Origin of the sequence: Burkholderia sp. Bp9004 (assembly GCF_003858025.1) — a bacterium.
In the GTDB taxonomy this organism is placed as follows: Bacteria; Pseudomonadota; Gammaproteobacteria; order Burkholderiales; family Burkholderiaceae; genus Burkholderia; species Burkholderia diffusa.
This window is the reverse complement of record NZ_QTQD01000040.1, coordinates 1-24515: the sequence shown is the minus strand read 5'-3', so window position 1 is coordinate 24515 and position 24515 is coordinate 1. Positions and strand designations below refer to the sequence as shown.

21 protein-coding genes, 1 tRNA gene and 6 pseudogenes are annotated in these 24515 nt (G+C 64.2%); 9 read left to right on the top strand and 19 right to left on the bottom strand.

The features are described 5' to 3' along the window. Positions 1 to 54: 54 nt before the first annotated feature. The 5 genes and pseudogenes from DIE08_RS31275 to DIE08_RS31250 all read right to left on the bottom strand — a co-directional run. Positions 55 to 405: pseudogene (locus DIE08_RS31275) on the bottom strand (DNA adenine methylase); the annotation flags it as partial. Further along, positions 401 to 1509, bottom strand: a pseudogene (locus tag DIE08_RS31270) (phage portal protein); the annotation flags it as partial. The pseudogenes DIE08_RS31275 and DIE08_RS31270, both read right to left, overlap by 5 nt. Further along, positions 1506 to 1712, bottom strand: coding sequence for a phage head-tail joining protein (locus DIE08_RS31265; RefSeq protein WP_124905498.1), 207 nt, complete (start codon positions 1710 to 1712; stop codon positions 1506 to 1508). The gene DIE08_RS31265 and the pseudogene DIE08_RS31270, both read right to left, overlap by 4 nt. A gap of 9 nt (positions 1713 to 1721) precedes the next feature. Continuing rightward, positions 1722 to 2297: a terminase gpA endonuclease subunit gene (locus DIE08_RS31260; RefSeq protein WP_311767592.1), complete on the bottom strand. Its 576-nt coding sequence runs from the start codon at positions 2295 to 2297 to the stop codon at positions 1722 to 1724. A 317-nt stretch (positions 2298 to 2614) separates the two neighbouring features. Continuing rightward, positions 2615 to 3169 (bottom strand): annotated as a pseudogene (locus DIE08_RS31250) (site-specific integrase); the annotation flags it as partial. 216 nt (positions 3170 to 3385) lie between these two features. Here DIE08_RS31250 and DIE08_RS31245 point away from each other — a divergent pair. Together DIE08_RS31245 and DIE08_RS31240 are read left to right on the top strand one after the other, a co-directional pair. Further along, positions 3386 to 3460 (top strand) — tRNA-Arg (locus DIE08_RS31245). 148 nt (positions 3461 to 3608) lie between these two features. Continuing rightward, positions 3609 to 4813 (top strand): annotated as a pseudogene (locus tag DIE08_RS31240) (tyrosine-type recombinase/integrase). A 304-nt stretch (positions 4814 to 5117) separates the two neighbouring features. Here the strand turns inward: DIE08_RS31240 and DIE08_RS31235 are convergent. Next, a complete protein-coding gene (locus DIE08_RS31235; protein ID WP_124905496.1) occupies positions 5118 to 6377 on the bottom strand; it encodes a multidrug effflux MFS transporter in 1260 nt (419 codons plus the stop codon). Between the two features lie 593 nt (positions 6378 to 6970). Next, positions 6971 to 8089 (bottom strand): right-handed parallel beta-helix repeat-containing protein, encoded by a 1119-nt coding sequence (locus tag DIE08_RS31225; RefSeq protein ID WP_124905495.1) that lies wholly within the window; start codon positions 8087 to 8089, stop codon positions 6971 to 6973. 399 nt (positions 8090 to 8488) lie between these two features. Here DIE08_RS31225 and DIE08_RS31220 point away from each other — a divergent pair, with 399 nt between their 5' ends. After that, positions 8489 to 8920 (top strand): hypothetical protein, encoded by a 432-nt coding sequence (locus DIE08_RS31220; protein WP_260436599.1) that lies wholly within the window; start codon positions 8489 to 8491, stop codon positions 8918 to 8920. Positions 8921 to 8963: 43 nt separating this feature from the next. Here DIE08_RS31220 and DIE08_RS36600 read toward each other — a convergent pair. Continuing rightward, positions 8964 to 9215, bottom strand: a pseudogene (locus DIE08_RS36600) (SDR family oxidoreductase); the annotation flags it as partial. On the opposite strand from DIE08_RS36600, the pseudogene DIE08_RS31210 reads away from it, so the two are divergent. After that, positions 9215 to 9472, top strand: a pseudogene (locus tag DIE08_RS31210) (TetR/AcrR family transcriptional regulator); the annotation flags it as partial. The pseudogenes DIE08_RS36600 and DIE08_RS31210 sit on opposite strands and share 1 nt — an antisense overlap. Positions 9473 to 9553: 81 nt before the next feature. Here DIE08_RS31210 and eco read toward each other — a convergent pair. Continuing rightward, complete coding sequence (eco, locus tag DIE08_RS31205) at positions 9554 to 10054, bottom strand: serine protease inhibitor ecotin (protein ID WP_059680494.1); 501 nt, start codon at positions 10052 to 10054, stop codon at positions 9554 to 9556. 144 nt (positions 10055 to 10198) lie between these two features. On the opposite strand from eco, the gene DIE08_RS31200 reads away from it, so the two are divergent. Further along, the gene (locus tag DIE08_RS31200) at positions 10199 to 10528 is read left to right on the top strand and encodes a hypothetical protein (RefSeq protein WP_124905493.1); all 330 of its coding nucleotides are present in this window, start codon (positions 10199 to 10201) and stop codon (positions 10526 to 10528) included. A gap of 196 nt (positions 10529 to 10724) precedes the next feature. Here DIE08_RS31200 and DIE08_RS31195 read toward each other — a convergent pair whose 3' ends face one another. Beyond that, positions 10725 to 11126: a hypothetical protein gene (locus DIE08_RS31195; protein ID WP_124905491.1), complete on the bottom strand. Its 402-nt coding sequence runs from the start codon at positions 11124 to 11126 to the stop codon at positions 10725 to 10727. A 117-nt stretch (positions 11127 to 11243) separates the two neighbouring features. Between DIE08_RS31195 and DIE08_RS31190 the strand changes: the two genes are divergently transcribed. Together DIE08_RS31190 and DIE08_RS31185 are read left to right on the top strand one after the other, a co-directional pair. Further along, positions 11244 to 11624, top strand: a complete 381-nt coding sequence (locus DIE08_RS31190; RefSeq protein WP_059605672.1) for a DUF5594 family protein — start codon at positions 11244 to 11246, stop codon at positions 11622 to 11624. A 182-nt stretch (positions 11625 to 11806) separates the two neighbouring features. Continuing rightward, positions 11807 to 13174 carry an MFS transporter gene (locus DIE08_RS31185; protein WP_124626730.1) on the top strand — a complete coding sequence of 456 codons (1368 nt, stop codon included), beginning with the start codon at positions 11807 to 11809 and terminating at the stop codon, positions 13172 to 13174. Between the two features lie 25 nt (positions 13175 to 13199). Here the strand turns inward: DIE08_RS31185 and DIE08_RS31180 are convergent, their stop codons facing one another. The 3 genes from DIE08_RS31180 to DIE08_RS36425 form a co-directional block, all read right to left on the bottom strand. Then, positions 13200 to 13778, bottom strand: coding sequence for an AAA family ATPase (locus tag DIE08_RS31180; RefSeq protein WP_124905489.1), 579 nt, complete (start codon positions 13776 to 13778; stop codon positions 13200 to 13202). After that, entirely contained in the window at positions 13771 to 15192 is a 1422-nt protein-coding gene (gene otsA, locus DIE08_RS31175) for an alpha,alpha-trehalose-phosphate synthase (UDP-forming) (protein WP_124905487.1), read from the bottom strand. The genes DIE08_RS31180 and otsA overlap by 8 nt, the downstream gene beginning before the upstream one ends. Positions 15193 to 15330: 138 nt before the next feature. Continuing rightward, on the bottom strand, positions 15331 to 15540 hold the full coding sequence (locus tag DIE08_RS36425; protein WP_124905485.1) for a hypothetical protein: 210 nt from the start codon (positions 15538 to 15540) through the stop codon (positions 15331 to 15333). Positions 15541 to 15788: 248 nt separating this feature from the next. Between DIE08_RS36425 and DIE08_RS31165 the strand changes: the two genes are divergently transcribed. After that, positions 15789 to 16379, top strand: a complete 591-nt coding sequence (locus DIE08_RS31165) for a hypothetical protein (RefSeq protein ID WP_124905483.1) — start codon at positions 15789 to 15791, stop codon at positions 16377 to 16379. Then, positions 16376 to 16870, top strand: a complete 495-nt coding sequence (locus DIE08_RS31160) for a hypothetical protein (RefSeq protein ID WP_124905481.1) — start codon at positions 16376 to 16378, stop codon at positions 16868 to 16870. Before DIE08_RS31165 ends, DIE08_RS31160 begins: the two co-directional genes overlap by 4 nt. 161 nt (positions 16871 to 17031) lie before the next feature. On the opposite strand, the gene DIE08_RS31155 is transcribed toward DIE08_RS31160, so the two are convergent. The 6 genes from DIE08_RS31155 to DIE08_RS31130 form a co-directional block, all read right to left on the bottom strand. Then, positions 17032 to 17463 carry a hypothetical protein gene (locus tag DIE08_RS31155; protein ID WP_124905479.1) on the bottom strand — a complete coding sequence of 144 codons (432 nt, stop codon included), beginning with the start codon at positions 17461 to 17463 and terminating at the stop codon, positions 17032 to 17034. Beyond that, on the bottom strand, positions 17460 to 18743 hold the full coding sequence (locus DIE08_RS31150) for a PAAR domain-containing protein (protein ID WP_221622515.1): 1284 nt from the start codon (positions 18741 to 18743) through the stop codon (positions 17460 to 17462). The genes DIE08_RS31155 and DIE08_RS31150 overlap by 4 nt, the downstream gene beginning before the upstream one ends. 12 nt (positions 18744 to 18755) lie before the next feature. Next, positions 18756 to 19577 (bottom strand): DcrB-related protein, encoded by an 822-nt coding sequence (locus DIE08_RS31145; protein ID WP_124905477.1) that lies wholly within the window; start codon positions 19575 to 19577, stop codon positions 18756 to 18758. A 97-nt stretch (positions 19578 to 19674) separates the two neighbouring features. Next, positions 19675 to 20361 (bottom strand): ankyrin repeat domain-containing protein, encoded by a 687-nt coding sequence (locus tag DIE08_RS31140; protein WP_260436598.1) that lies wholly within the window; start codon positions 20359 to 20361, stop codon positions 19675 to 19677. A 95-nt stretch (positions 20362 to 20456) separates the two neighbouring features. Next, the gene (gene tssI, locus DIE08_RS31135) at positions 20457 to 23456 is read right to left on the bottom strand and encodes a type VI secretion system Vgr family protein (RefSeq protein ID WP_124905473.1); all 3000 of its coding nucleotides are present in this window, start codon (positions 23454 to 23456) and stop codon (positions 20457 to 20459) included. A 502-nt stretch (positions 23457 to 23958) separates the two neighbouring features. After that, positions 23959 to 24515: AAA-associated domain-containing protein (locus tag DIE08_RS31130; RefSeq protein WP_185633794.1), on the bottom strand; the 557-nt coding region annotated here is incomplete at its 5' end.

Genomic DNA, 24515 nt, shown 5'->3' with positions numbered 1-24515 from the left:
AATTAGAATTTTTGAGCAATTGGCCATCGCGTCTTTCGACACGATGGCCCGCGATTAGAAGAGCCCAGCCGGCTGCGCCGCGTCGTCCCAACTGAAGATAATCAGCTCGTTTCTCTCGACACCCTTGCCTCCGCCGACCGTGTACTGAATCGGCACGGTTTCGATATGGAATCCATCGAATACGCGCCGAATGTCGGGATGGTCGTTCAGGCTTACGATCGCACGTCCCTTGATCGAACGCAGTTTCGCGGCGATCTTCTCGTACTCGGCAAACGGAAACGCGACGCCATACCCTTCCGTCTCGTAATACGGCGGATCGAGATAGAACAGCGTGTGTGCCCGGTCGTATCGCCCGATGCATGCGGCCCAATCGAGCCGCTCGACGAATGTGTTCGCGAGCCGCACAGGCGTCGACCCACCAGCACCAGATCCGCCGACAGAACTGGTGGATGAACACGTTCTGCTGCAGCTGCTCGATCGAGCGCCGGAACTCGTTGAGCAACACGCGCAGAACGCGGTCGCTGACATCGCGCAGGTCGCCCGTCAGCACCTCATAGGGCATGCCGACCGATGCCGCTGCGGCCATCAGCTGTTGACGCATGAACGGCGCATAGTCGGCACCTGCGCCGGGCGGCGTTGCGAATCGCACGTCCTCGCCGGGTGCCAGCTCCTGCATTGCGCCCGGCTCCAGCGACACAACCGGCGAGAAGCCGTCGACGTCGAAGTCGATCGGCGCACCTGAGACCGGATCGCCGAGCGGACCGACTTCCGCCTGCGGCTTCACGATGAAGCCGGCAAAGAGATTGCTCACCTCCTGCCGGAACAGCACCGCGTCGTCGAAGTTGTCCAGCGAATGCAGCCGCAGCAGCACCGTCGATAGTTCCGGCACGCCACGCACCTGACCGGGCCGCAGCGCGTGGAACACGTGCGCGATCTCGTCGGCCGGCACGCGCACGGTCTGCACCGCATCGCCGGCAAACCGGTTGTACTCACCCGGATGCCGGCGAAGCAGGTGATACGCGACGCGCTCGCCGTCTTCGTTGAACTCGACACCGTTGATGATCTCGCCGCCTGGAATCGGCTCGTTCTTCGAGACCGGCAGCATGTCCCCTTCGAACAGTTGGATCTGCATCGGCACCGCCAGCCCGGCATTCGGAGGGCGTAAACGGCGACGCACCAGCACCTCGCCGTCGCTGAAAAATGCCCGCGCTGCGAGCGTCTGCAATCCGTACAAATCATGGTCGCCGTTCGGGTCCAGCTCGCTCGAGCTGTCGTCCCAAAGTTGCTTTTGCGCACGACGCACGTCCGCGTCCGGATGCCGCGGATGTGCCTGAATGCCGGTGCCAATGGCGTTCGACACCAACCGAGCGATCGCGGTCTTCGCCCACGGATCATTCCGGATCGCGTCCCGCGCGCGGTGACGCATCAGCGGCAGGTTCTGCACGACCGATGCATTCGGGTCGGCACGACAAAGCCGCGCTGCGCGAGAACCGGATACGCGCGGCTCATCGCACCCCCTTGCCGGCATGGCGCAGGCGAATGAGCCGCGAGCGGCCGGTCGCGCCGTCAAGCGCCCGAATGATCTCGGTCTGCGCATCGCGCAGCTCGGCAATCGACCAGTAGCGCACCTTGCGATCCGCGTACTGGACCTCCAGCTCGCCCTTCGCGATCGCCAACTGGATGCGTTGCAGGTCCGCCATCGTGTAAGCCATGTGTTTCTCCTATCGGCGTTTCAGGTACGTCGAGCGACCGACACGCCGGCCCTGAATGCGCGAAACCCCGCTCAGAGGCGGGGCTTCGGTTGGTTTTGGTGCCGTCATGACGACCGCCGTCGGCTCGGCGGCCGATTCGTTCGGCGGATCCGGGGGTTGCTCGAACGGTTGTGCGAGCGGTAACGCTTCGATCACCGGCGCTGCGTCGAACAACGTCACCTGCGAGATACGATGCTGTTCCAGCAACCAGTGCTGTTCGGTCAGCAGGTGGGTTTTCACACTACGCGCCGCGTGCAGTGCATACACTTCGCAGTCGAGCGCTTCGTTACGTGCACCAGCCTTCTTCTGCCAGACCCGCTTGCCGCCGACGCGCCCGGGCACCTTCACTTCCGCCGTGACCTGCGAGAGGTAATCGGACCGCACGCCGACGTACCAGTGCATCCGCCCCGGCCCGTCGCCGTCCAGCTTCAGCCGGTTGTCCAGGATCAGGTCTTTCGCCTTGCTGACTCCGACCATGAACGGTCGCAGGCCGTATTTCGCGGCCTTGCTGTTGTTACGCGTCGAGTCGATCGACGCCTTCGGCACGGCGTCTATACACCGACGGACATCGTGTCCGCGCCGAAGCAACAACGCACCAGTCGAAGCCCCGCAGAAATTCGGGTCGCGCTGATTGCCGAAGGCGTTTGGATCTACGGGATCGATTACACCATTGGTACTGCCGGCGGCGCTTCACCGTGCTCTTATCACGAGGGCATGGCGACCTATCCGACCCGCGTTCAGGCAATTCGCGGGGCCGTCCGCGACTTGACCCGACGCATCGAGACAAGCACTGCCATGTCCAAGGCCAAGGAAACTGACAGCGTACGCAAATGGCTCGATAAGCTGTATGCGATGCCCGACCCTTCAGCAAACCACTCGAAGATCTTCACGATCTCTTCACGCGTCGGCCGCCGGTCGCGATGCTTCCCCGGCCCGATGAGCTGCAGGTGATCGAGCGTCGGCCGCGCGATGCTCGGAGCATGCGGCAACCGCAGATCCAGTAGCGACGCCATGTGTTTGTACACCGTCCCGAGCTTGGATATGTCCATGTCGATCGTGTACTGCCCCGCGCCCTCTTTCTTGCGCTCCTGGGCAAACTTGACCAGCCGCTTGGTCGATAGCTTCGCCGCTACCTCATCGTCAAAGTGACTTTCCAGCCGCTTCAGCATGTAGTCTTCGTTCGACTTCTCGGCGACCGGCCGGCCGGAATCGTTGCGAGCGTTTCGATACAAACGCACCAACTCGCCGACCGTGATTGTCTGCTCGTCGACGGCGGCTTGCCCCTTGTCGATACCGCCCTCGATCTCTCGCGCCCATGCTTCGGCCGCGCCCTTGGTTCGAAACGTCTTTGCTATACTCTGTCCCCGCCGGCGGATTTGAGCACGCCAGCGGTCGCCGATCTTGAGGATCGAAGCCATGAAACACCCCGTCTGTGGACTGTAGCAATGCGTCATCCACGTACGCTGCTACAGGGTCGATTTGTAGCAGATTTGTAGCAGGCAGGGCGTTAAACTATGCTTCACATCCAGTCATTTCGCGTCACGAGCACGACGACGAAAATCCCGGAAAGGCACACGGGACAAGGGCAAGAGCCTGATCTATAAGGGTTCAGTCCATCCCGCTCAAACTATCCGCTCCCCGTAGTTCAATGGATAGAACAAGCGCCTCCTAAGCGCTAGATACAGGTTCGATTCCTGTCGGGGGGACCAGTCAAGCCCCAAACCATCCCCAAGATTCACAAGAAATCGCCCGCTCAGGCCCGTCTGGCGGCCTTCTAGCTCCCATCGTTACCCAAGGTTGCTCAGTGACAGCCGGAGAAAGTGTTGGTATTTTTGTTGGTATCAGCGGATACCAACAATGCCTCTCACTGACGTGCAGGTACGGAACGCGAAGGCCAGCGCGGCCCCGTACAAACTCACGGACGGCAACGGGATGTTCTTGCTCGTCCAACCGAACGGCGCTAAGTACTGGCGCTTGTCCCACCGCTTCCTTGGCAAGCAGAAGACGCTCGCCCTCGGCGTCTATCCGGCCGTCACGCTCGCGACGGCACGGAAGAGGCCCGCGAGCAGATCGCGGCCGGCATTGATCCGGGCGAGGCGAAGAAGGACGCGAAACGGGCCGCCGAAATCGCGGCGGCAAACTCGTTCGAAGCGGTAGCTCGCGAGTGGTACGACTCCCAGCGTCCGGGCTGGAGCGACGGCTACGCGGAGAAGGTGCTGAATTCGCTTGAGGTCGACGTGTTCCCGAAGATCGGCCCTCGCCCGATCGCGGAGATCGATTCGCCACAGATGCTCAGCATCGTTCGCGAGGTTGAAGCGCGCGGGGTACGCGAGACGGCGAAGCGAATCCTCCAGCGCTCCCGCGCGGTCTTCCAGTACGGGATCATGACCGGTAGATGCTACAGGAATCCGGCGGCTGACATCGATGCGCAGACGGTGTTGAAGAAAGGCCCCGGCGTGCAGCACATGGCTCGCGTCAAGGCGACGGAGATACCGCAGCTCATGCGCGACATTGACGCCTACCAAGGCGACCTAGTTACCCGGCTCGCGCTCCGCCTGATGGCACTGACCTTCGTGCGGACAACGGAAATGATCCGCGCAGAGTGGTCGGAGTTTGACGAGGCCGCCGCAGAATGGCGCGTACCGCCGGAACGCATGAAGATGCGCGACCCGCACATCGTGCCGCTATCACGGCAGGCGCTCGACGTGCTCGCCCAGCTCCGCGCGATCAACGGCCAGCATCGCTTCGTGTTCTACAGCGTGCAAGGCCGGAGCCACATTTCGAACAACACCATGCTCTACGCGCTCTATCGCATGGGCTACAAGTCGCGGATGACGGGGCACGGGTTTCGCGGGCTGGCTGCTACGGCTCTGCGTGAACTCGGCTTCGGCCGGGACGTTGTAGAGCGCCAGATGGCACACGCCGAACGCAATCAAGTAACTGCTGCCTACGTCCACGCTGAATATCTGCCGGAACGCAGGCGAATGATGCAGGTATGGGGTGACCACCTCGACAAACTCAAAGCCGGGGCAGAAATCATCCCGATCGCGGCAACCAGATAGACCCGTGCCGCCACGCGTATGAGTCAGCGTCAGATCAGGTTCGATCGCTTAGCCGTCACGTCATCAAGGACCGTGATCGACCCGATGCCGCCAGTCGGCCACCGTGCCTTCGAGCGCCGGCTTCCAAGGTATATCGGACCCTTGTGCCTGGCCCCTCCACGCTTCCCATCCACCAGCAGGACCGGCTGCATAATCACAAATGCTCTATTCGGCGCACAACGAAGCCGGCTTGATTGGAAGCGCACGCTAAACGACGCCCCGCCGGGGAGTGGGCAATTCACCGGAACGAAGTACCAATGTTTGATCATCGATACGCCTCGTGCCGGTCCAATACACCCACATATGATGCGGCCAACAGAGCAATTACGGAGGAAAACAACATCAGGAAAAGCGGCGCGTAAGCTGCGTTGCTCTCTGTCAATACGGCTCCCGTCATTGAGGAAAGCGCGGCGCCCCCAGCTATCGTCAACGCGCCAGCCAAACCAGAAGCGCTGCCCGCTAGTTCCGGACGCACTGACACCGCACCGGCATGAGCGCATGGATTCGACAGGCCGTTACCGAAACCAACAAGCATGCAAGGTCCGAACAGCGCCATTGCATGTTTGGCTCCGACGAGGAAGAGCATCAAGCCGACGATGGGGCCGGCGCACGCAACGATACGTCCTGCCATGATGGTTGTCGTGAGGGGATAGCGTCTCGCGTAGCGACCAGACAGAAAGCTGCCAAGCACGAACCCGGCAGTGATGGTGCCCATCCAAAAGCCTAGCGTTGCCGGTGGCACATCGAACGACGTTTTGGCGGCCAATGGAGCACCAGCCAGAAAGGTATAAAACGTGCCGGTTGAAAACGCCATGCACAGTGCATAGGCCCAGAAGCGACGTTCTTGCAAAAGCGCAGGATAGGCCCGAAGCTGCCGCCTGATCGTGCCCGATGGATTCTTGTTAGTCTCACCTAGACCGAACCAGCACACCGCAAAAAGTGATATGCCGGCAAGGGCAAGGCCCCAGAAAATTGCTCGCCAGCCGCTGGTTTCATCAATCACGCCACCGACCGTTGGACCAAGCATCGGGGCAAAAGCCGCTGCCATCGCGGCATATCCGATTCGGCTCGCTGCCCCTTCCTTTCCGGTCGTATCCCTGATGGCCGCCATCGACACCGGGTAGCAGGAGGTTATTGGAGCCTGAAGCAAGCGGAAAGCCAGAAAGGCCCAGATATTGCCCGAAAGTGCGCAGCCAAGCGACCCAATCACGAATACTGTCAGGCTGGTCAGTACAATTGCCCTTCGCCCGAAGCGATCGGACAGTGGCCCCATGATCAATTCCAGTGTGGCCGCGACACTTGCATATCCTGCCAGCGATAAGCTCACGAGCGCATAGTCAGCGTGAAAAGCTATCGCAATGTTCGGCAACGAAGGTAGGCATATGCTCAATGGCAGCACTGAAAGTGCGCACAGCAGAATCAGTGTGGAGAGCCTGGGAGGCGATGGTGTGGAAGTCACCGGCGTTTCCGATGGGAAGACTTTCGCGTAGGCAAAAAAAAGCCCCCGAAGGTATCGGGGGCGCATGGGGGCAGCCAGGTGCCGCTAACGGACCATGCGCCGACTTCCTACTACGATGATAAATGTCGCATTCATACTGAAATTCTCCTAGTCATCTCGAGCGATGTTAGGCGGCATGGTTTGGCAATGTCAACTGCCGACATTGCTCGTCAAAGCTTACGACCCATCCATGAATGTCCGTAAGGACGGACCTGGACGACATCCGGACGTTCCCGTCAAAAAGTGGACTGGACCGGCCAGCCTTCCGTAGACATCTTCGAGCCATAATTTACGGCAACCGAGGAGGTCCGTATGAGCAGAAGCGAGAAGCGAAACGCACCCGAGCGATCGAGCCCGCATCGACGTTTGAGGCTGTCGCGCGCGAGTGGTTTACGATCCAGAAGGATGGCTGGACCGAAGTGTATGTGGCCAAAGTCCATGGATTCATACCAAGAACGCGTTCGGGCGGTCGAGTTGTACCTGAGACCCGCATCGCCCGCATTTGCTGCATCCGGCCGCTGATTCGCGCACGTTCCCGCCTGGTCCCCTGTTCGGCCGCGACCACCTACGTTCAGGCTTTGCCACACAACACCCACCCGCCTTGCAGCCTCACCGCCCCGTCACTGCATCAATCCGGTCCTGACCTGCGGCATCAGACTCGCATTCGCGCCCGTCACGGCAAACGTCCCCGTCGGCGACGCCCCGGCCGGCAGCGCCAGCAGACTGCCGTCCCCGAGCCGATTCGCATCGACGACGATCTGGTTCGCCGCGCAACCATTCGTCAACAGCGAGACCGGCAAGCCGGCAATCGACGAAAACGTGTTGCCCGTCACACTGAACGAACACACGTTCCCGTACGCCCGGAAACCCGCATAGCCGGAGCCCGACACGCGGTTGTCCGCCACGGTGACATCCGACACGGTTCCCGACCACGTATCCAGCTCGATCGCGCCCTGCTGCGTCGGCTGCAGCCCGTTGTTCACGTTCGCGGTCTGGATGTTGGTCACGGTATTGCCCGTGATGACGACGTTCGAAGACCCGTAGGTTTTCCAGCTGTCCTCCTGTGCGACCAGAATTCCCGCCGCCTTCTCGACGCCGTCGACCGTATTGTTCGAGATCGTTACCGCCCGCCCGCCGACGACGGTGATGCCGCGCCCCCACGCGTTGCCCGACACCGCGTTATGGTCGATCAGCACGTTGTTGCTCAGGCGGCCGTCGCCGAGATAGCTGACCACGGCGATCAGGTCGTCACCGGTGCCGGCCACCGTATTGTTCTGCACCAGCACGTTGGTCGAACCGTAAGTCGTATGGATGCCGTCGGCCAGCGTCGCCTGAACGGTATTGCCCACGATCGCGATACCGTTGCCGCCGAACACGAAGATCCCGGCGCTCGCGCCGCCCCGGATCGTCACGCCGAGCACCTGAACGTCCGAGCCCGTCACCTCGACTTTCGTCGACTCGGGCGTCGTGAGGCGCGTCGTGCCGGTGCCGGCCAGCGTCACGCCGACGAGCGTCGAACCGACGCCGCTCATCACGATCGTCTGGTCGGCCGGATTCGTGGCGGCCAGCGTCGCGCCGTATCCGGAAATCACCGCCTGGGGCACCGTCACGGCAAGCGAATGCCCGACGACGTAGCGTCCCGGTGCGATGACGAGGCGTTGGCCGGCACGCAGGCTGTCGAATGCTTTCTGCAACGCGTCGGCCTGGTCGCTGCCGTCGCTGGCCGGGAAAACCGTCACATCGGCGACGAGAACAGGTTTGGTGCCATTGGAAGGCAGAAGCGTCGCACCGGACGCCGTACCGGTCGCCCCGGCGGTCGACGCCGGGCTGCCGGAACTCGTCGATGAAGCCGCTGCGCCGGATGCAGCACCGGTAGGTGCGCCGGACGATGTCGATGTGCCCGCAACGGTCTGCGCGCCTGCGGCAGCGTTGTCGTCACCGCCGCCACATGCGGCAAGACAAAGGCAGAGCGCGGCAAACGTCGCCCGATCGACTGTACGCATACGAAGTTCCGCTAGCCCAAATTGGCGTCATCGTAAGTACGCTTGATCACTTTGTAAATGAATTCCGCATTTCACCTGTGAAATAGTTCGTTATCCTCTTCCATTCATCGCCGCGTCATCACGACGACATGCGACATGCGATCGCACCCGGACCTGGCGCAATCGACATGTACCGTAGATTACGTAGAATCCCGAACCTTCATCCGCACCCGAACCTCGACCATGACTCAAACACTCGCGGCCCTGGCCATGTCGTCGGCGCTGATCTACACGGCGAATGCCGCCGATGTCACAAGCGCGACCGGCACGGCGACGCCGAAGCAGCGATACGTCAGCCCGGGCGTCGCCAACGTCGCGGATGCGGCAACACGCCGCCCGGAACGCGCGTCGACCGTTGCTCGCTGCAGCGAACTGGCCGCCGGCATCGATGCCGTCAAACATGCGCCGGACCGCGGCCACAAGGTCGTGCGCGGCATCGGCCCGGACGGCAAGCCGCGCAACGAGCTGCGTGCTTACGACAAACGAGCCGATCTGGAGGTCGAGCATCGGCAGCTCGGCTGCCCGTAGTCAACGTCACTCCGTCCGATCGGGTCGCACCGGCCATCGCCCCTTACACATTCGCGCCGCCGTCGGTCGCCAACTCCGTCCCGTTGATCGACCTGCCCTTCCAGCCCGACGACGAGCGCGACGAGCGCCGCCTCATCCTCGGCCTCGCCGTACTGCGGAACCGCCATCCGCGAACGTTGTGCGGCGGCATGCTCACCGTCGGCCGGATTCATGTCGGTATCGGTCGCCCCCCCGAATGCACGAGATTGACCGTGATGCCGCACACGCCGAGATCGTGCGCAAGCCCTTGCGTCCAGCGGTGCGGTACGGCACACGCTGATCGCGATGCGCAAGCAGACGGTCGCCGCATTACGCGCGCGGCTTGGCGAAGGCGTGGTAACCGGCGAGCTCTCCGCGCACGCGAACTTCGATGCGATCGCGCGCTACTCCGTGACGGTCCAACAGGGGATGGCGATTCAGACGCGCCACGGCGCGAGCCGTCGCGATGTGGAGGCGGTCGCGCAAACCGCGCTGGCCGCATGGCCGGCGCTCGCGGATGCGAGCGGCGGATAGTGACGGGCTCCGGAGAGAAGCCCGCAAGACCGGGCGGCCGCGCAGCGGCAAGCGCCCCGCATGACCGCGCCGGTCGGTGCGTTACTGCGTGACGGCGTGCTGCACGTCCTTCGACGCATGCCACACGCGGTAGCGCACGTCGAAACCGTCCGGCACGTACACGACGAGCGGCAGGCGGCTGTTGTAGCGCAGCAGTTGGCCGTCACCGCGCACTTGCACGAAGCGCTGCTGCGGCGCCTGGCCCGGGCAGGCCATCAGCGTCGATGCCGGCCCCTTCACGTCGGTCAGCCGGTAGTACGTATAGCCCCAGCCCTTCACGTCCTCTGCGGTCAACTCGCCGCCGAACCATTGCTGGTTGCAGTCGGTCTGCAGCATCTTGCCGATCATCAGCTCGACGCGCGCATCGCCTTCGTTCTCGAGCGCGGGCAGCGCGATCACCGCGCGCTGCTGGCCAGCCGCCGGCTGCGGGAACATCTTGATCGATTCGGCCGGCACGGCGGGCGCCGATGCGGGCCCCGCCGCGCAGGCGGCGGCGGTCGTCACGCAAAGGGCGGCCAGGGCGGCCCGGATCGCGAATTTCATCGATGTGCTCCTGATAAACAAAAATAGGCCCCGATGCTAACACTTTCGTCGCACGACCTTACGAGGCTGTAATTTGGCGACACAATTGCAAACAGCCGGCAATCCCCGCGCGCGGTACTTATAGGGGAATCAACGGAGAACATCATGCTGAAGCTCATTGCCGCCGCCGGCGTCGCCACGCTGCTGGCCGGGTGCGTCGTCGGTCCGGACGCCGGATACGGATACGGCTACGGACAGACCTACTATTCCGATCCCGGCTACGCGTACGGGCCGGCCTACGGGGCATCCCCCGTCTATGGCACGGTCAATATCTGGGGTGGTGGCGGCGGACGCGACTGGGATCGCGGACACCGCGACTACCGCCGCTGGGATCGCGATCGTGGGGACCATGGCGGCTGGGGACGCGGCGGCGGACGTCGCGGCGACTGGAACGATGGCGGCGGCGGACGCGGCGACGGCGGCCATCGTCACTGATCCTGCGGATCCAATTGCAACCGTTTGTATCCGCACACGGCCTCGCGCGGCTGCCGTCCGGCGCCCAAAACCCGACGCCCGAGAAACGACGAAGGCCCTCGCATCACGCGAGGGCCTTTCCTTTTGTCTTCCTGCATACCCGCGATTTACTCAATCGGCACCGGCCACGCGGCGACGAGCCCGATCACCGGCCCGCTTACCAGCCGGCCGGCCGCGCATAGCCGCCCGACACCGGCGCGCCGCACACATACGGGCGCTGATAGCGGTCGTAGCAATAGTCCTGGCCGTCGTCCTGGTACTGCGCCTGCCGATAGGTCGGATAAGCCGGCTGCTGGTAAGCCGGGGCCTGATAGTACGTCGGCGGCTGATAGGCCGGTGCCTGATACACGGGCGCCTGGTATGCGACGGGCGGATTCATCGCCGATGTCACGATCGCGCCGAGCACCGCGCCGCCGATCAGCGCGCCGATGACGGCGCCCCCGTCGCGACCATGCGCGGACGCCGGGCCCGCCACGGCGAGCGAACCGGCGAGGACACATACTGCGGCAATTCTTTTCATGATGGACTCCCACGCGAAGTGGTACTGGATGCGATGCATTGTGGGTGCGCGCGGCCGTAATAGATGCAGCAAGTGGTAACGCGCCATTACGCGTATCACGCACACCGAAACGCGGCGCGGCCGTGCTACGATTTTCGGCACACAGGAGACGCCTTCATGCAGCCCGAAACCGCCCGCCGTTTCGATACCGAATTCGCGCCGCGCATTGCGCAGGCGATCGCCGCCTACTTCGCCGATCACGTGCTGACCGACGTCGTCCCGTACGGCGGGCACGGGCAACCGACGCGCGTGCAGATCCGCAGCGCGCCGCACGAGCACGTGAGCGGCTTCGTGCATCCGCTGAACCTCGAACTGACCTGGGACACCGACGAGATCGAACGACTGATGGCACCCGATGGGCCCGCGCGATTCGAGCACTACCTCAGCGCGCTGCCGAGGAAGCTGAGCGCATGGCAGGGCGCGCGCGACATCGATCTCGCGTCGCGCACGCAGGCCGCCCCGCTCGTGCGGCTCGGCGGTCTCGACTTCGAAGGCTGAGTGCACGCACCGGCCGCCGGCCGGTGGCGGCGTCGCTCGACGCGGCCCGGTGATACACTCGACCGGTCCCGCTCCAGCGCCGCCAGGCTGACCGGGCCGTTCACCACCGCCTCCACCCGCGAGCATGGTTGCGCACGCAACCGGCATCCGGGTACGCGGCCAATCACGCCTTCGCTCCCGTCATGAACGCCGATACCGGCCTGCCGCTTCCGCAACGCTACTGGGCAATCGTCTGCGTCGCATTGGGCATCACGCTCGCCGTGCTCGACGGCGCCATCGCGAACGTCGCGCTGCCGACGATCGCGCGCGACCTGCACGCGTCCGATGCCGCATCGATCTGGATCGTCAACGCGTACCAGCTCGCGGTCACGATCACGCTGCTGCCCCTCGCGTCGCTCGGCGAACGCATCGGCTATCGCCGCATCTACATCGCCGGGCTCGGGCTCTTCACCGCGGCGTCGCTCGGCTGCGCGCTCGCCGGCTCGCTGCCCATGCTCGCCGTGATGCGCGTGATACAGGGATTCGGTGCGGCCGGCATCATGAGCGTGAACGCGGCGCTCGTGCGGATGATCTACCCGTCGTCGATGCTCGGGCGCGGGCTGTCGATCAATGCGATGGTGGTCGCGCTGTCGTCGGCGATCGGCCCGACGGTCGCATCGGCGATCCTGTCGTTCGCGTCGTGGCCCTGGCTGTTCGCGGTCAACGTGCCGATCGGCATCGCCGCGGTGTTCGGCAGTCTCCGTGCACTGCCGGCCAACCCGCTGCACGACGCGCCGTACGACTTCCCGAGTGCGCTGATGAACGCGTGCGTGTTCGGCCTGCTGATCATGGCCGTCGACGGACTCGGCCACGGCGAAAGCCACGCGTACGTCGCGGCCGAACTGGCGATCGCGTTCACCGTCGGCTACTTCTTCGTGAAGCGACAACTGTCGCAGCCGGCGCCGCTGCTGCCGGTCGACCTGATGCGCATCCCGATGTTCGCGCTGTCGATCTGCACGTCCGTTGCATCGTTCACGTCGCAGATGCTCGCGTTCGTCGCGCTGCCGTTCTGGCTGCAGCATTCGCTCGGTTTCTCGCAAGTCGAAACCGGCCTCTACATGACGCCGTGGCCGCTCGTGATCGTATTCGCCGCGCCGCTCGCCGGCGTGCTGTCGGATCGCTACTCGGCCGGGATCCTCGGCGGAATCGGACTTGCGCTGTTCGCGGCCGGGCTACTGTCGCTCGCGACGATCGGCGCGCATCCGGGCACCGTCGACATCGTGTGGCGGATGGCGCTGTGCGGCGCGGGTTTCGGGCTGTTCCAGTCGCCGAACAATCGAGCGATGCTGTCGTCGGCGCCGCGCGAGCGCAGCGGCGGCGCGGGCGGGATGCTGAGCACGGCACGCCTGACGGGCCAGACGCTCGGTGCCGCGCTCGTCGCACTGATTTTCGGGCTGGCGCCCGACCGCGGGCCGACGATCGCGCTCTATGTCGCCACGGTGTTCGCGGCGCTCGCCGCGGTGGTCAGCATGCTGCGCATCGCGTCGCCGCGCCCCGACGCGGCAACCTGACGCCGCCGCGCGTGGCGAGCGCCGGTCACGCGGCATCGAGCGCGTCCATCACGAAGCGCACGCGCGCCTTCACGCTCACGCACGGCAGCTCGATCAGCCGATACCCATACGCCGTATAGCAGTCGACCATTGCGTCGTAGGTGCGCACCGCCTCGGCGAAATCCTGCCGGCGCTCGGTATCCTGTGTGTAGATGTCGCGCCACGGCGGCGCAATGAACACGCGCCGGTGATAACGGAAGCGCCGCGCCGCGGCCTCCGCATGCGTGGGTACCGCGAGGCCCGTCAGGCGCAGGTAGCCGATCACGTCCGGCACGCCGCGGTCGAAGAACACTGGCCCGCGCGCGCCTCGTGCGAGATGGTACGAACGCATCTCCCAGTTCAGCATCAGCTCGGCGAACGCGGCCCGGTCGCGCCAAGGTAGCGCCGGACCGTCGATCGCCATCTGGTCGCGGATCACACCACGCCCGGCCTCGTGCGAGCGCGCGAAACCACTGCGCTCGAGCGCATCGAGCAATGTGCTCTTGCCGGAGCCGGGGCCGCCCGTGACGACGAAGAAGCGGGCGGACACCTCCTGCGCGCCGCCCTCCTCCACGCGCTCAGACATGCGCGACTCGCCGGCCCGCGCGCTGCGTGACCGACGCCGCCGCCGCGACGCTGCGCAGGTCGGCGACGAACGTATCGCGCCAGACCGACAGGTTGTTCTCGCGCAGCCGCGCGAGGTTCTCCTCGTGACGCGCCTGCCGCTCCGCGAGCGGCATCGACAGCGCGCGCTCGAGCGCGTCGGCCATCTGCGACAGGTCGTAAGGATTGACGAGCAGCGCACCGGTCAACTCGGCCGCCGCGCCCGCGAACTCCGACAGCACGAGCACGCCCGGATCGGCCGGATCCTGCGATGCGACGTACTCCTTGGCGACGAGATTCATCCCGTCGCGCAACGGCGTCACGTAGCCAACCTGCGACATCCGGAAGAACGCCATGAGCAGATTGCGCTCGTACTTGCGGTTCAGGTACTGGATCGGCGTCCAGTCGAGCTGCGAGAAGCGGCCGTTGATGCGGCCGGCCTCGCCCTCGAGCATTTCGCGAATGCGCTGGTAGGTCTGCACGTCGGAGCGCGTCGGCGGCGCGATCTGCACGAGCGACACGCGCCCCTGCCAGCCCGGCGCGTTGGCGAGCATCCGCTCGAACGACTGGAAGCGTTCGACGAGCCCCTTCGAATAGTCGAGCCGGTCGACGCTCATCACGAGCTTGCGGCCGGCGAGCGCATCGCTCAGCATCTTCACCGGCTTGCGCGAGCCGTACTGGACGGCTGCCTCGGCGATCGCATCCGGATGCACGCCGATCGGATAGGCGGCGACCTTCACGATGCGGCCGTGCGCATGCAGCATCCCGTCGTCGCTCGCCGCGCCGACGCCGCGCCGCTCGATGTAGTCGGTGAACGCCTGCTTGTCGGCATCGGTCTGGAAACCCGCGATGTCGTACGCGCACATGAACTTCACGAGTTCCTCGTGCGGCGGCACGAGGCGCAGCATGTCGGGCGACGGAAACGGAATGTGCAGGAAGAAGCCGATCGGGTTCTTCACGCCGAGCTCGCGCAGGCAATGCGCGAACGGCAGCAGGTGATAGTCGTGCACCCAGATCAGGTCGTCGGGCCGCAGCAGCGCGGCGAGCTGCTGCGCGAGCATCGCGTTCACGCGCAGATAGCCCGCGTACTCCTGCCGGTCGAAGCGCGCGAGATCGCCGCGGTAGTGAAACACCGGCCACAGCGTCGCGTTCGAGAAGCCGCGGTAGTACTGATCGTAGTCGCGCCGGGTCAGCCCGAGCGTCGCATACGTGACGTTGCCGTCCCGCTGGATTGCGGGTGCGGCGTCGGGCGTACCGACGATCTCGCCGTTCCAGCCGAACCAGATGCCGCCGGTTTCCTTCAGCGCGTCCATCACGCCGACCGCGAGGCCGCCTGCGCTCGGGCGCGTGTCCTCGCCGGCGGCGACACGATTCGATACCACGATCAATCTGCTCATGCGACTTCCCCTTCTCGATTCGATTGGCTGGCGCGCGACGCGCGCCAAAGCGGGCGCGGCGGCCCGAAGGCGGCCGCGCGGCGATTCAGTTCCGAGAATTGCAATGAAATACGGCGGTGGAATGCGGCTACGACGAAATCAGGCGTCCTGCTCCTGACCAAGGTCGCGTTGATAGTCGAGCCCTTCCGGGCGAGCGCCGCCCTGGTTGTGATCGCCGTCCGACGGCGTGTCGTCGGGCGCGCCCGCAGGCGGCGCCGATGGCGCGTCGGACCGCGGACGCGGGCGGTCTTCCGGACGGACGGCCGCCGCGTCGGGTGGCCGAGGTGATAACCGTTTCGAACGGCGCATGGCTGGGTGTCTCATATGCGGCGCGGCGCGAGGCCGTCGTAGAAACATTCCATAGCAAAACAGTCTAGGTCGCTTCGTTGTGCACGAAGGTAACAATTACCTTCAATTTGTAACGTTTCGACCCTCCGTCGAGCATCTATCCGACAATTACGCCGCCCGCGCGCACGCGGCCTGCCGCGCGGCGATTTGTCAAAGCTTTGCAGTTTTCCTATGACAATTGCGAAACAATGACGCGGCATCAGGCGTGCATGCGTCGCCGCTCACCCAGACAGGACTTGCACTCAGGGATGAACATTCGTTTCGAATCGCCGCGCCGGGCCACGCCGGCGCGCGTCATGCTGGCCGCGATCGCCACGGCCTCACTGCTGTCCGGCTGCAATTCGTTGTACAGCGAAGGCGCGACAGCCGGCGCCGGTATCGCAGGCGCCGCGATCGCCTCCAAGGTCACCAACAACGCCGCCGTCGCGACGGGCATCGGCCTGGGCGCCGTCGCCGGTGCACGGGCTGGTGTCCAGTACACGCAGCGCGTTGCGCACCGCTACACGCAGGAACAGATCGCGAAGGCCGCCGGTCCGCTCGACGTCGGCGGCGTCGCGCCCTGGTCGACGCACCATTCGTTCCCGATCGAGGACGACGAGCAGGGCCGCGTGACGGTCAGCCGGATGATCAGCATCGGCCCGCTCGACTGCAAGGAAATCGTGTTCGCGGTCGACACGCCGGCGAAAGCCGACAAGGCCGCCGAATCGGCGTTCTACGTCGCCACGATCTGCCGCGACGGCCCCGTGTGGAAATGGGCGTCGGCCGAACCCGCGACCGAACGCTGGGGCGCGCTGCAATGAGCGTCGCGATCCGTATCGCGGCGATCGGCGTTCTGTGCGCGGCGACGGTCGCGCTGTCGGGCTGCGGATCGGTCGGCGCGGCGAGCGGCGCACTGGCCGGCGCGGCGACGGGCCTCGTCACCGCGAATCCGGCGGTCGGCGTCGGCGTCGGGATCGCCGTGCAGGCGGCGACCGACGAAGCCGTCAACCGCACGATGAAGCAGCTCCATCAGAATCAGCAGGACGCGATCGCGAAGGCGGCAGGCAGCCTGGCCGTCGGCGAAGTGAAGCCGTGGAAGGTGAAGAACACGCTGCCGCTGGAAAACGGCGAAGGCGAAGTGCGCGTCACGCGTGCGTACTCGACAGCGCTCGCGCTGTGCAAGGAATTCGCATTCTCGGTGAAGGACGGCGACAAGGCCGACTGGTATTTCGCGAATGCGTGCCAGCAAGGCACGCACTGGAAGTGGGCGTCGGCCGAACCGGCCGTTGATCGATGGGGGAATCTGCAGTAACGGGGCGATGCGCCGCGCATCGTGCGTGGCGTCCGTGTCGTTCTGCATACTTTCGTGGTTACAGACGCGTGCGAAGCTGCGCCACGCGTTCCTCGATCTTCGCGGACAGCGCATCGTCCGGGTTGTAATCCAGGGCGACACAAAATGGGCCGGGCTCGTGCCTAGCGGCTCCAGACATCGACCAAGGATCGCTGCAATTCCTTGTTTTTGGCCAGGCTCGCGATATAGGCGAAGTGATCCTCGTCTTCATCGAGCTCGGGCAGATTCGGATCGAACGTGTCATCACCAACCCACCAGGCGGGATACTGAATCGCATCGCCATCAATGGAAAAAGTCGTCATCCCGCGGTGGAAGTCGTGTTCGTACTTGACGTTGTGTCCGAGATCCGCGAAGTTCCAGCGTTTTTTGTTCCATTGAAGATAAAGCTGCCGGTCCGCCGCGAAGACAGCAACGTCCTGGCCCTCGACAGAGATGTAATTCCCCCGCGCCACGTAACCGTCTCCGACCAGCGCGGAAAACACGCCTGTCTCCACATTCAGCTCAACGAAGCTCGACGGGCGATTGATCACGCCGAGTTGCACGTTCTTCATCATTTTCCAACCTTCGCGATGCCAGTAAGAATGTCCATTGACGGGTTGCTGCGTGTCCCCGCGGCGATCACCCCCTCCGGGCTACCATATTTCTGAAGCAATGCTTCATACGTCGGGCCATACTTGTTTCCGTATTTCGCCATATTGCGCTCATACAACGTCGGCAGCTTGTCCTCGGCGTATTTCGACATCCGGGTTTGATTGCGCATGTCGACGATCTGCCGACCAATCGTTTCTTCGCTGGCGCCGCTGGCGCGCATGTCGGATACCCATGCACTCTCGTCGGCCAGGCCCTGATGGTATTCGAGCCGCACGTTCCGCGCATTGGCAACTTGCTCCGCATTCGTCCAGTCGACCGGCCACTTGGGCGCCGCAAACTCGGATCCTTCCACCGGCGTGTACCCGTAGACACCCTTTGGATTGCTGACGAGGTCCGCCGGCATCGAATCGACCACGTAATCGAAAGGACTCGTCGTGCCGGCCTTGGGCAGCGTGCCGGCAAGCGCGTCGGCGGCGGCTTCCCCGGCAGAGATTTCGCCCGCAACGGACCCGGCGCCCTTCGCACCGCCAACGAGCCCGGCCCCCTTTGCCGCGCCAGCCCCTCCCAGGAGGCTGCCGCCAAGCATCGACCACTTCTGCCCGTCCGACCCTTCTCCAAACACCTTGCCGCCGACCCATGAACCGACTTCCCCGCCGACGAACCCGCCGGCCGCGCCCAGAATCGCGATCGCCGGCCCGGCGAGCACGGCGGTCGCCGCCACGCCGACCGCCAGCATCGTCCAGTTCACCCACGCCGGGATTTCAGGATTGAACTCCCCGACCGCCGGGCCGCCGATGAACACGTTCGGCGATCCGTCGTTGATCAACGCGCCGCACATCATCCGGTCTTCCTTGCGGCTCGCCGGCTGGCTGTTGATGAAGACCGTCGACGAACCCTGCGCGACCACCTGCGGCGGACCCGCGTGATCGCTGCACAGGCCCAGGCTCAGGATGGCCCGCATCGCCGCGCGACTGTTGATGAAGACGTTGGGCGAACCCTTTATGAGACTTCCGGTGACATGCCGCGGCGCCCATGACATCGTGCCCAGCACTTCGCCGAGACCGCCGCCCGCAGCAGCGCCCGCCGCGATTGCAGCGACGACCGTCAACGCAGCACCGCCCGTCGCGACCACCGCGACGGCGCCGATTACTGCACCCGCGATCAGCCCGGCGATCATCCATCCCTTGGATGCCGTATGCGCGATCGGATCGCCCAACCGCGCAGCCGCGAGTAATGTATCCACGCCCGCTCCCCGTCAGCCCGCGTTCGCAACCGCGGTCAGATAAGCACGCACGGCCTCGACGCTCTGCATGCCGGTCATGCCCTTCACCGCCGTCACACCGCCAAGTCGATCGCTCAACGATGCGTGCTCGCGCAAATCCACCGTCCACAGCGCGAATTGACGGCCGTCCTTCGCGCGCCACGCCGATTGCACGCCCGGGGCCGGCTGCAGCACCAGCGGTTCGCCACCCGAGCCGAAGAATGCAGTGTCGTCGAACATTTCCGTGACGTCGTGCCGGTACAGTTCGGCCATGCCCGTGAGCGTGTACAGCGTCGCGCTCGGCTCGTGCAGCACGAACACGATTCCGGCCTCGTCCTGGCCAAGCGCGATCGGCACGAAGGCCGCCCGATCAGGCCGGGCCAGCACGACACTCGCGAGCAGGTTCTTGTATTCCTTGCTCTTGTCTTCGGTAAACGACTTCGGACAAGTGCCGATGAAACTGATCGCCACGCGTTCGCGCCCCGCCTTCGGCGACATCACGACCGTCTGGCGCTGATGCAGCGGTGCACCTTCCGACACCCAGCGATAATCGATTTCACGGGCGGTTTCGCCGTCGATTTCCCGATTTTCCAGATGCTTCAATTCGAAACGCGGCAGCGACTTGCGCATCTCCGAGACCAGCCGCGTCACGAACGTATCGACCGTGTCGTCCGGCTCCATCGGCGCGCGCGAAACCACGAAAGTGAATCCGCTACTACCGCTACCCGTTTCATCGACCGTAAACAGGTGAATCGTCTTGTCTTTGAAGTGCGCCGGCAACTGAATGACGGCATCGTTCATCTGATATTCGGACATGCTCTTCTCGGTTCGGCCGGCCCGTCGGGGCAGGTGCCGGATTGACACTGTTCGCCGGCTGCACGGCCGCAGCCGGCGCAACCGTCACGGGGCGACGTTACTGCACGCCAGCCGCGACCAGACGCTTGTGAATGGCTTCGATGCGGCCCTGCTGCGGCGAACCTTTCGGCGTCTGTTGCAGTTCGTCGCCGAGGACCTTCGCGTACGCGAGACCGTTGTCGTTCTTCACCGACGGATCGGCGCCGTGCGCGAGCAGATAATCGACGACGTCCCATTGCCGCAGGCGCGTCGCTTCAAAAAGCGCGGTTTCTTTCATCGAATCCCGCACATTGACGTTCGCCTTGTGCTCGACCAGTACGCGCATTTGCGGCAACAGCGTGTCCTTGCAGGTCGCGAAGAGCAGCGGCGTATCGCCGTCGTACTTGAGATCCGGATTCATGCCGCCGGCGAGCAACGCTTTGAGCAGGTTCGGCGTGTCGGCCCGCGCGGCCAGATATGCAACGTTCGCGCCATTCTCGCCGAACGGTTGTTCGGGCTTCGCGCCGTCCCGCACCAATTCGCTCACGATCTGAAGGCGCACGTTGGCGGCGTCCGTCTTCACCGGCACGGCTTCCTGCACCGCGAACGACAACAGGCTCGCCTTCCTGTTGCCCAGGGCAGCGAGATCGGTATGCGGCGCGAGCGCCTTGACCTGCTCCAGATTCCCGTCGCGAATGGCACGCGCCAGCTCGAGTTGCTGTCCCGTGAAAAAATCTTCGGGCGGGTAACGTTTGAAGTCTGCCATTTTTGTTTCCTGTGCTTGAGTCGGCCACCAGAACGGCGACGACAAACCGATTACCGCGACAACCGCGCCCGCGGCGATGACCTTGCTGTATTTCATCAATGTCCCTGAAGTTGACCGAGCAGCGACGATTGCTGCTCCGCGACGGTCGTATTCAATCCGCTCGTCACCTGCCCCATCATGTGCCGCTGGACCGTCGTCACGCTGGTGCCCGGAATGGTGATCTGCTCGCCGACGGCCTTGGGCATCAGGTGGGACGTCACATCGCTGATCGGGCCGAGCCCGCCTTCCTGCGAGCCCGTCAGGATGTCGCCGTCGACGCGATAGTTCGTGATCGACGACGCCCGCGGCGTGGCGCCGTACAGCGGCAACGTTTCAGGATTGAGGCCTGCCGCGTTGAAGGTGGTCGCGCCAGCGCCGCTCGCCTGCGATGCAGCCGACGCCAACCCGCCGCCGAGCGAATGGCCGGTGAGGTCGAGGCCGCCCGCATTACCGGAGCCGTAGATCTTCTTGCCGAGGGTCACGGCGCGATCGTAGTACGGCGAATTGTCGCCCAGCCCCTGGCTGAGGTTGTTCGACCAGTCCTCCTTGACCGTCGGCTGCGTGCCCTTGAATGCCAGCGTCGGCTTCATGCTGTCGCCGAACACCGCGGGATCGGGTGCGTAGACCTGCGCGCCGAAATTGCTGCCGGGGATCTTCAGATCTTGCGGCCGCATGCCGAACTTCTTCAGCGCTTCCGGATCGTTCGACACGTTCTTCCATCCCGGCGGCGCCGTACCCGGCGTGTACACCGCTTCCGCCAGCTTGGCCAGTTGCTGCGCCTTCACCGTCGCCTGAAGCTTGCGTGCCGCGGCCTGCACCTTCGGATCGGCAGACGCGAGACCCGCGGCGATGACGGCCTGCTGATTCGCCCACTCGATCGCCATCGCCTGCTCGGGCGTGACGAAAAGCCCCTGGTTCAGATGGATCACCGGACCATCGAGGAAAATGCCGCTCTGATTGATCAGGATGCTCGATGCGCCGTGGGACAACTTGATGCTGTCCGGCTTCAGCGTCACGATGCTCGCGCCGACCCGATGCTCGATCTCGTCCGTCGCCTGATAGCTCTGCTTGCCGGGTCCGGCGTCGCCAGCCAGCGCTTGCACGCCAACGGTGTTGGCCGTCGTGAAGCGCGCTTTCGCGATCTTTTCCGACAGGCTGCCTTCTGCGACATGCTTGCTCTCGTCGCCTTTGAGCACCGACACGTTCCGCGCACCGGATTCGACCGTGTGAGACTCGCTGTCCTTGACGATCGTCTTCATGTCCTTCTGCGCATGCAGAAAGACCTCCTGGGCGCCATTCACGTCCGAGAATCGCAGTTCGTTGAAGCCCTCGCCCTTGTGCGTCTGACTGCGCATCCCCATCGTTTGGCCGCCGCTGCCGTGATACGGGTTGCCCGAATCGCCGTTGAACACACGGCCGACGACGATGGGGTTGTCCGGATCGCCCTGATTGAACGAGACGAGCACCTCCTGGCCGATCCGCGGAATCGCCGAGCCACCCCATCCCTTGCCTGCCCATGGTTGCGATACGCGCACCCACATCGAATCGGAACCGTCCAGCTTGCCGCGCCGGTCCCACAGGAAATGGAGCTTGACCCGGCTGCCGTCGGTGTGAATTTCCTCGCCCTTCGGCCCGACCACGATCGCGGATTGCGTGCCCTGCATGTGTGGCTTGGGCGTACGCCGCTCCGGCCTGAACGGAATGTCGATCGGAAGGCACGTAAACGTGTTGTGGTACGGCAGTTTGGAGGTCTGCTGGGTATAGTCGTTCGCGACCTGGTGACGAACGCGAAGAATCACGAAATCCTTGTTGTTGTAGGCGGACGTGCCGTGGTTGACCAGCGTGAAGCGCCCGCTCGTCGTCATCCCGTGCGCGTGACCGGCGCCGTTGAAACGATGCGCGAGCGCTTCTTCCGCTTCCATCGCGTAGCACGCGTAACGCTGCCCGTCGTCGCCGTGGTCATACAGCGAATGGAACTGGTAACGCTCCGTCGTCTGGATGTTCGGGTGCTTCAGATTGACGGTCGGCACCTCGACATGCATCAGTTGCGACGACGGCTGGTTGTAGTTGAAATCCCGGTACGTGATCTTGCCGACCCGGAAACTGAATGCCTCGTCCCATCGATCGATGCCGTTCTGCTCGCTGGCCGCGCTGTTGGCTTCGTACGGAATGGTCTTCAGGTTCGGAATCGGCTGGAACACCGCGTTGGTGTCGCCGATCACGAGGATGTGCTTGTCCTTTTCGTAACGGATCGTCCAGATCAGCCCTTCCTGCTCCATTAGGCGCGAGCAGAAACTGTAGTACGACTCGTCGTACATGACGATGTATTCGAGCTTCGGACGTTCGCCCTGCATCGCGAACTCGAAATCCGAAAAACCCATCTCGCGGAAAATGTCGCTCAGGATGTCCTGCGGCGTCTGGTTCTGGAAGATCCGGCAATCGGTCGAGCGGGTGAGAAACCAGAACCACGGCACGACCGACATTTCGTAGCGGGTCACCGAACCCGATTTCCCGACGCGGCCGAACGACGCAACGTAACCGTCGAAATATCGCTTCGTCTCGGTATCCGCCGCCGACGTGACGACCCGCGTCAGGCTGAAATCGCGGCTCTGGGGCTCGAGCGTGATCTTGACCCGCTGCCCGACGATTTCCTGCGGTTCGATATTGTTGCGATGGGAAAGCAGGTCGAGATGTGTTTCGGTTAACTGATTGACGTGTTCGTCGATGATCGCCGCGCTGACCAGCAGCACGTCCGGGCCGAGTGGCGTTTCGATCATGATGAAGCGATTGTCCTGGGTCAGGCGCGGAAGCGCACCCGTCAGGCTGTTGATGGCCTCGGCGATCGACTCCGGGGCCTTGCCCATCAGCGACAAGCCGGTTTGCGCCAGTTGCACCGCGCTCGCGGCACCGCCCAGCAGCCCCGCGCCCGGCATGCCGGTCAGCGCCCCCAGTTGGCCCGCCATGCCGGCAAGCGAACCCAGGTTGCTCAAACCGCCGACCAAAGCCGCACCGCCCCCTCCCATCCCGTCGGGGTTTCCGTTTGCTGCGAAACTCATCGTTAACCTCGTTCTTTTTTGTCGGGCGAACCCGCCGCAATCCGGTCGCCATCGCACCACCAAGGCGCTCTCAGCCGCCTTGGTGGCGCCAAATATATCAAACTGTAGGGAAATTCATAACCACTTGTCAGCATTCGATATTCGGCGCCGAAAGCAGTCCGATCGATCAGCAGATCGATCCCCGATACTTATTGCGGATGGACGGGTGCGATCGCGCGCCGCACCGATGCGGCAGGCATTCAACGCGTGGTGAAGGGAAGGACGGCGTCGGAAGTGAACGAAGCGTTGCCGTCGAAGAGTGAAACCGGGCGCGCGAATCCTCGGCGAACGCCATCCGCAGCGCCCCCGCAGGGCCACGATCCGACAATCAGGTGATCCATGACCCGGCGCCCGTTGCGGACGCCAGGATCGAGCCGCAGGCTCTTGGCCCGCTGCGGCCGAATCCCGCCGCAGCGAGCATCCGGACGATTCCGGTGGATGCACCGGAATCGCCCCGCCCGCATCAGGACTCGACGTCCTCGAGACTGAAGATTTCGGTCTGGTCGTTGTACGAGAAGATCTCGCCGTAACGGCCCCAGTCGATCACCGCGTCGAGGGTTTCCTCGGCCGCGCCGTCCGACAGGAAATCCTCCAGTTCCTGCTCGAAACGCACGCGCGGCGCGCGATGGCCGGGGCGCTCGTTCAACACCTTCTTGATCCGCGCGGCGAGCGGCACGTGCTTCAGCAGATGATCGGCGAACATCAGCTTGCGCTCCTGCGTGCCGAATTCCGCGAACACGCGCCCCGGCGGCGTCAGGAACACGTCCCCTTCGCGCACGTCGGCGAAGCCGAGGTACTGCAGCACCTCAGCGATCGGGAACAGGTCGTCGACCTCCAGATGCAGCGTACGTGCGATTTCCGGCATGTCGGCGCGGCCGTGGTACGGCGCCATCGCGAGCGTCTCGATCAGGCCGGCCATCAGGTTGGTCGACACCTGCGGCAGCCAGCTGCCGAGCTCGAGCCCCTTCTTCGTCGCCTCGCCGGTCTGGCGCGCGGTCATCTTCGCGTAGATGTCGTCGA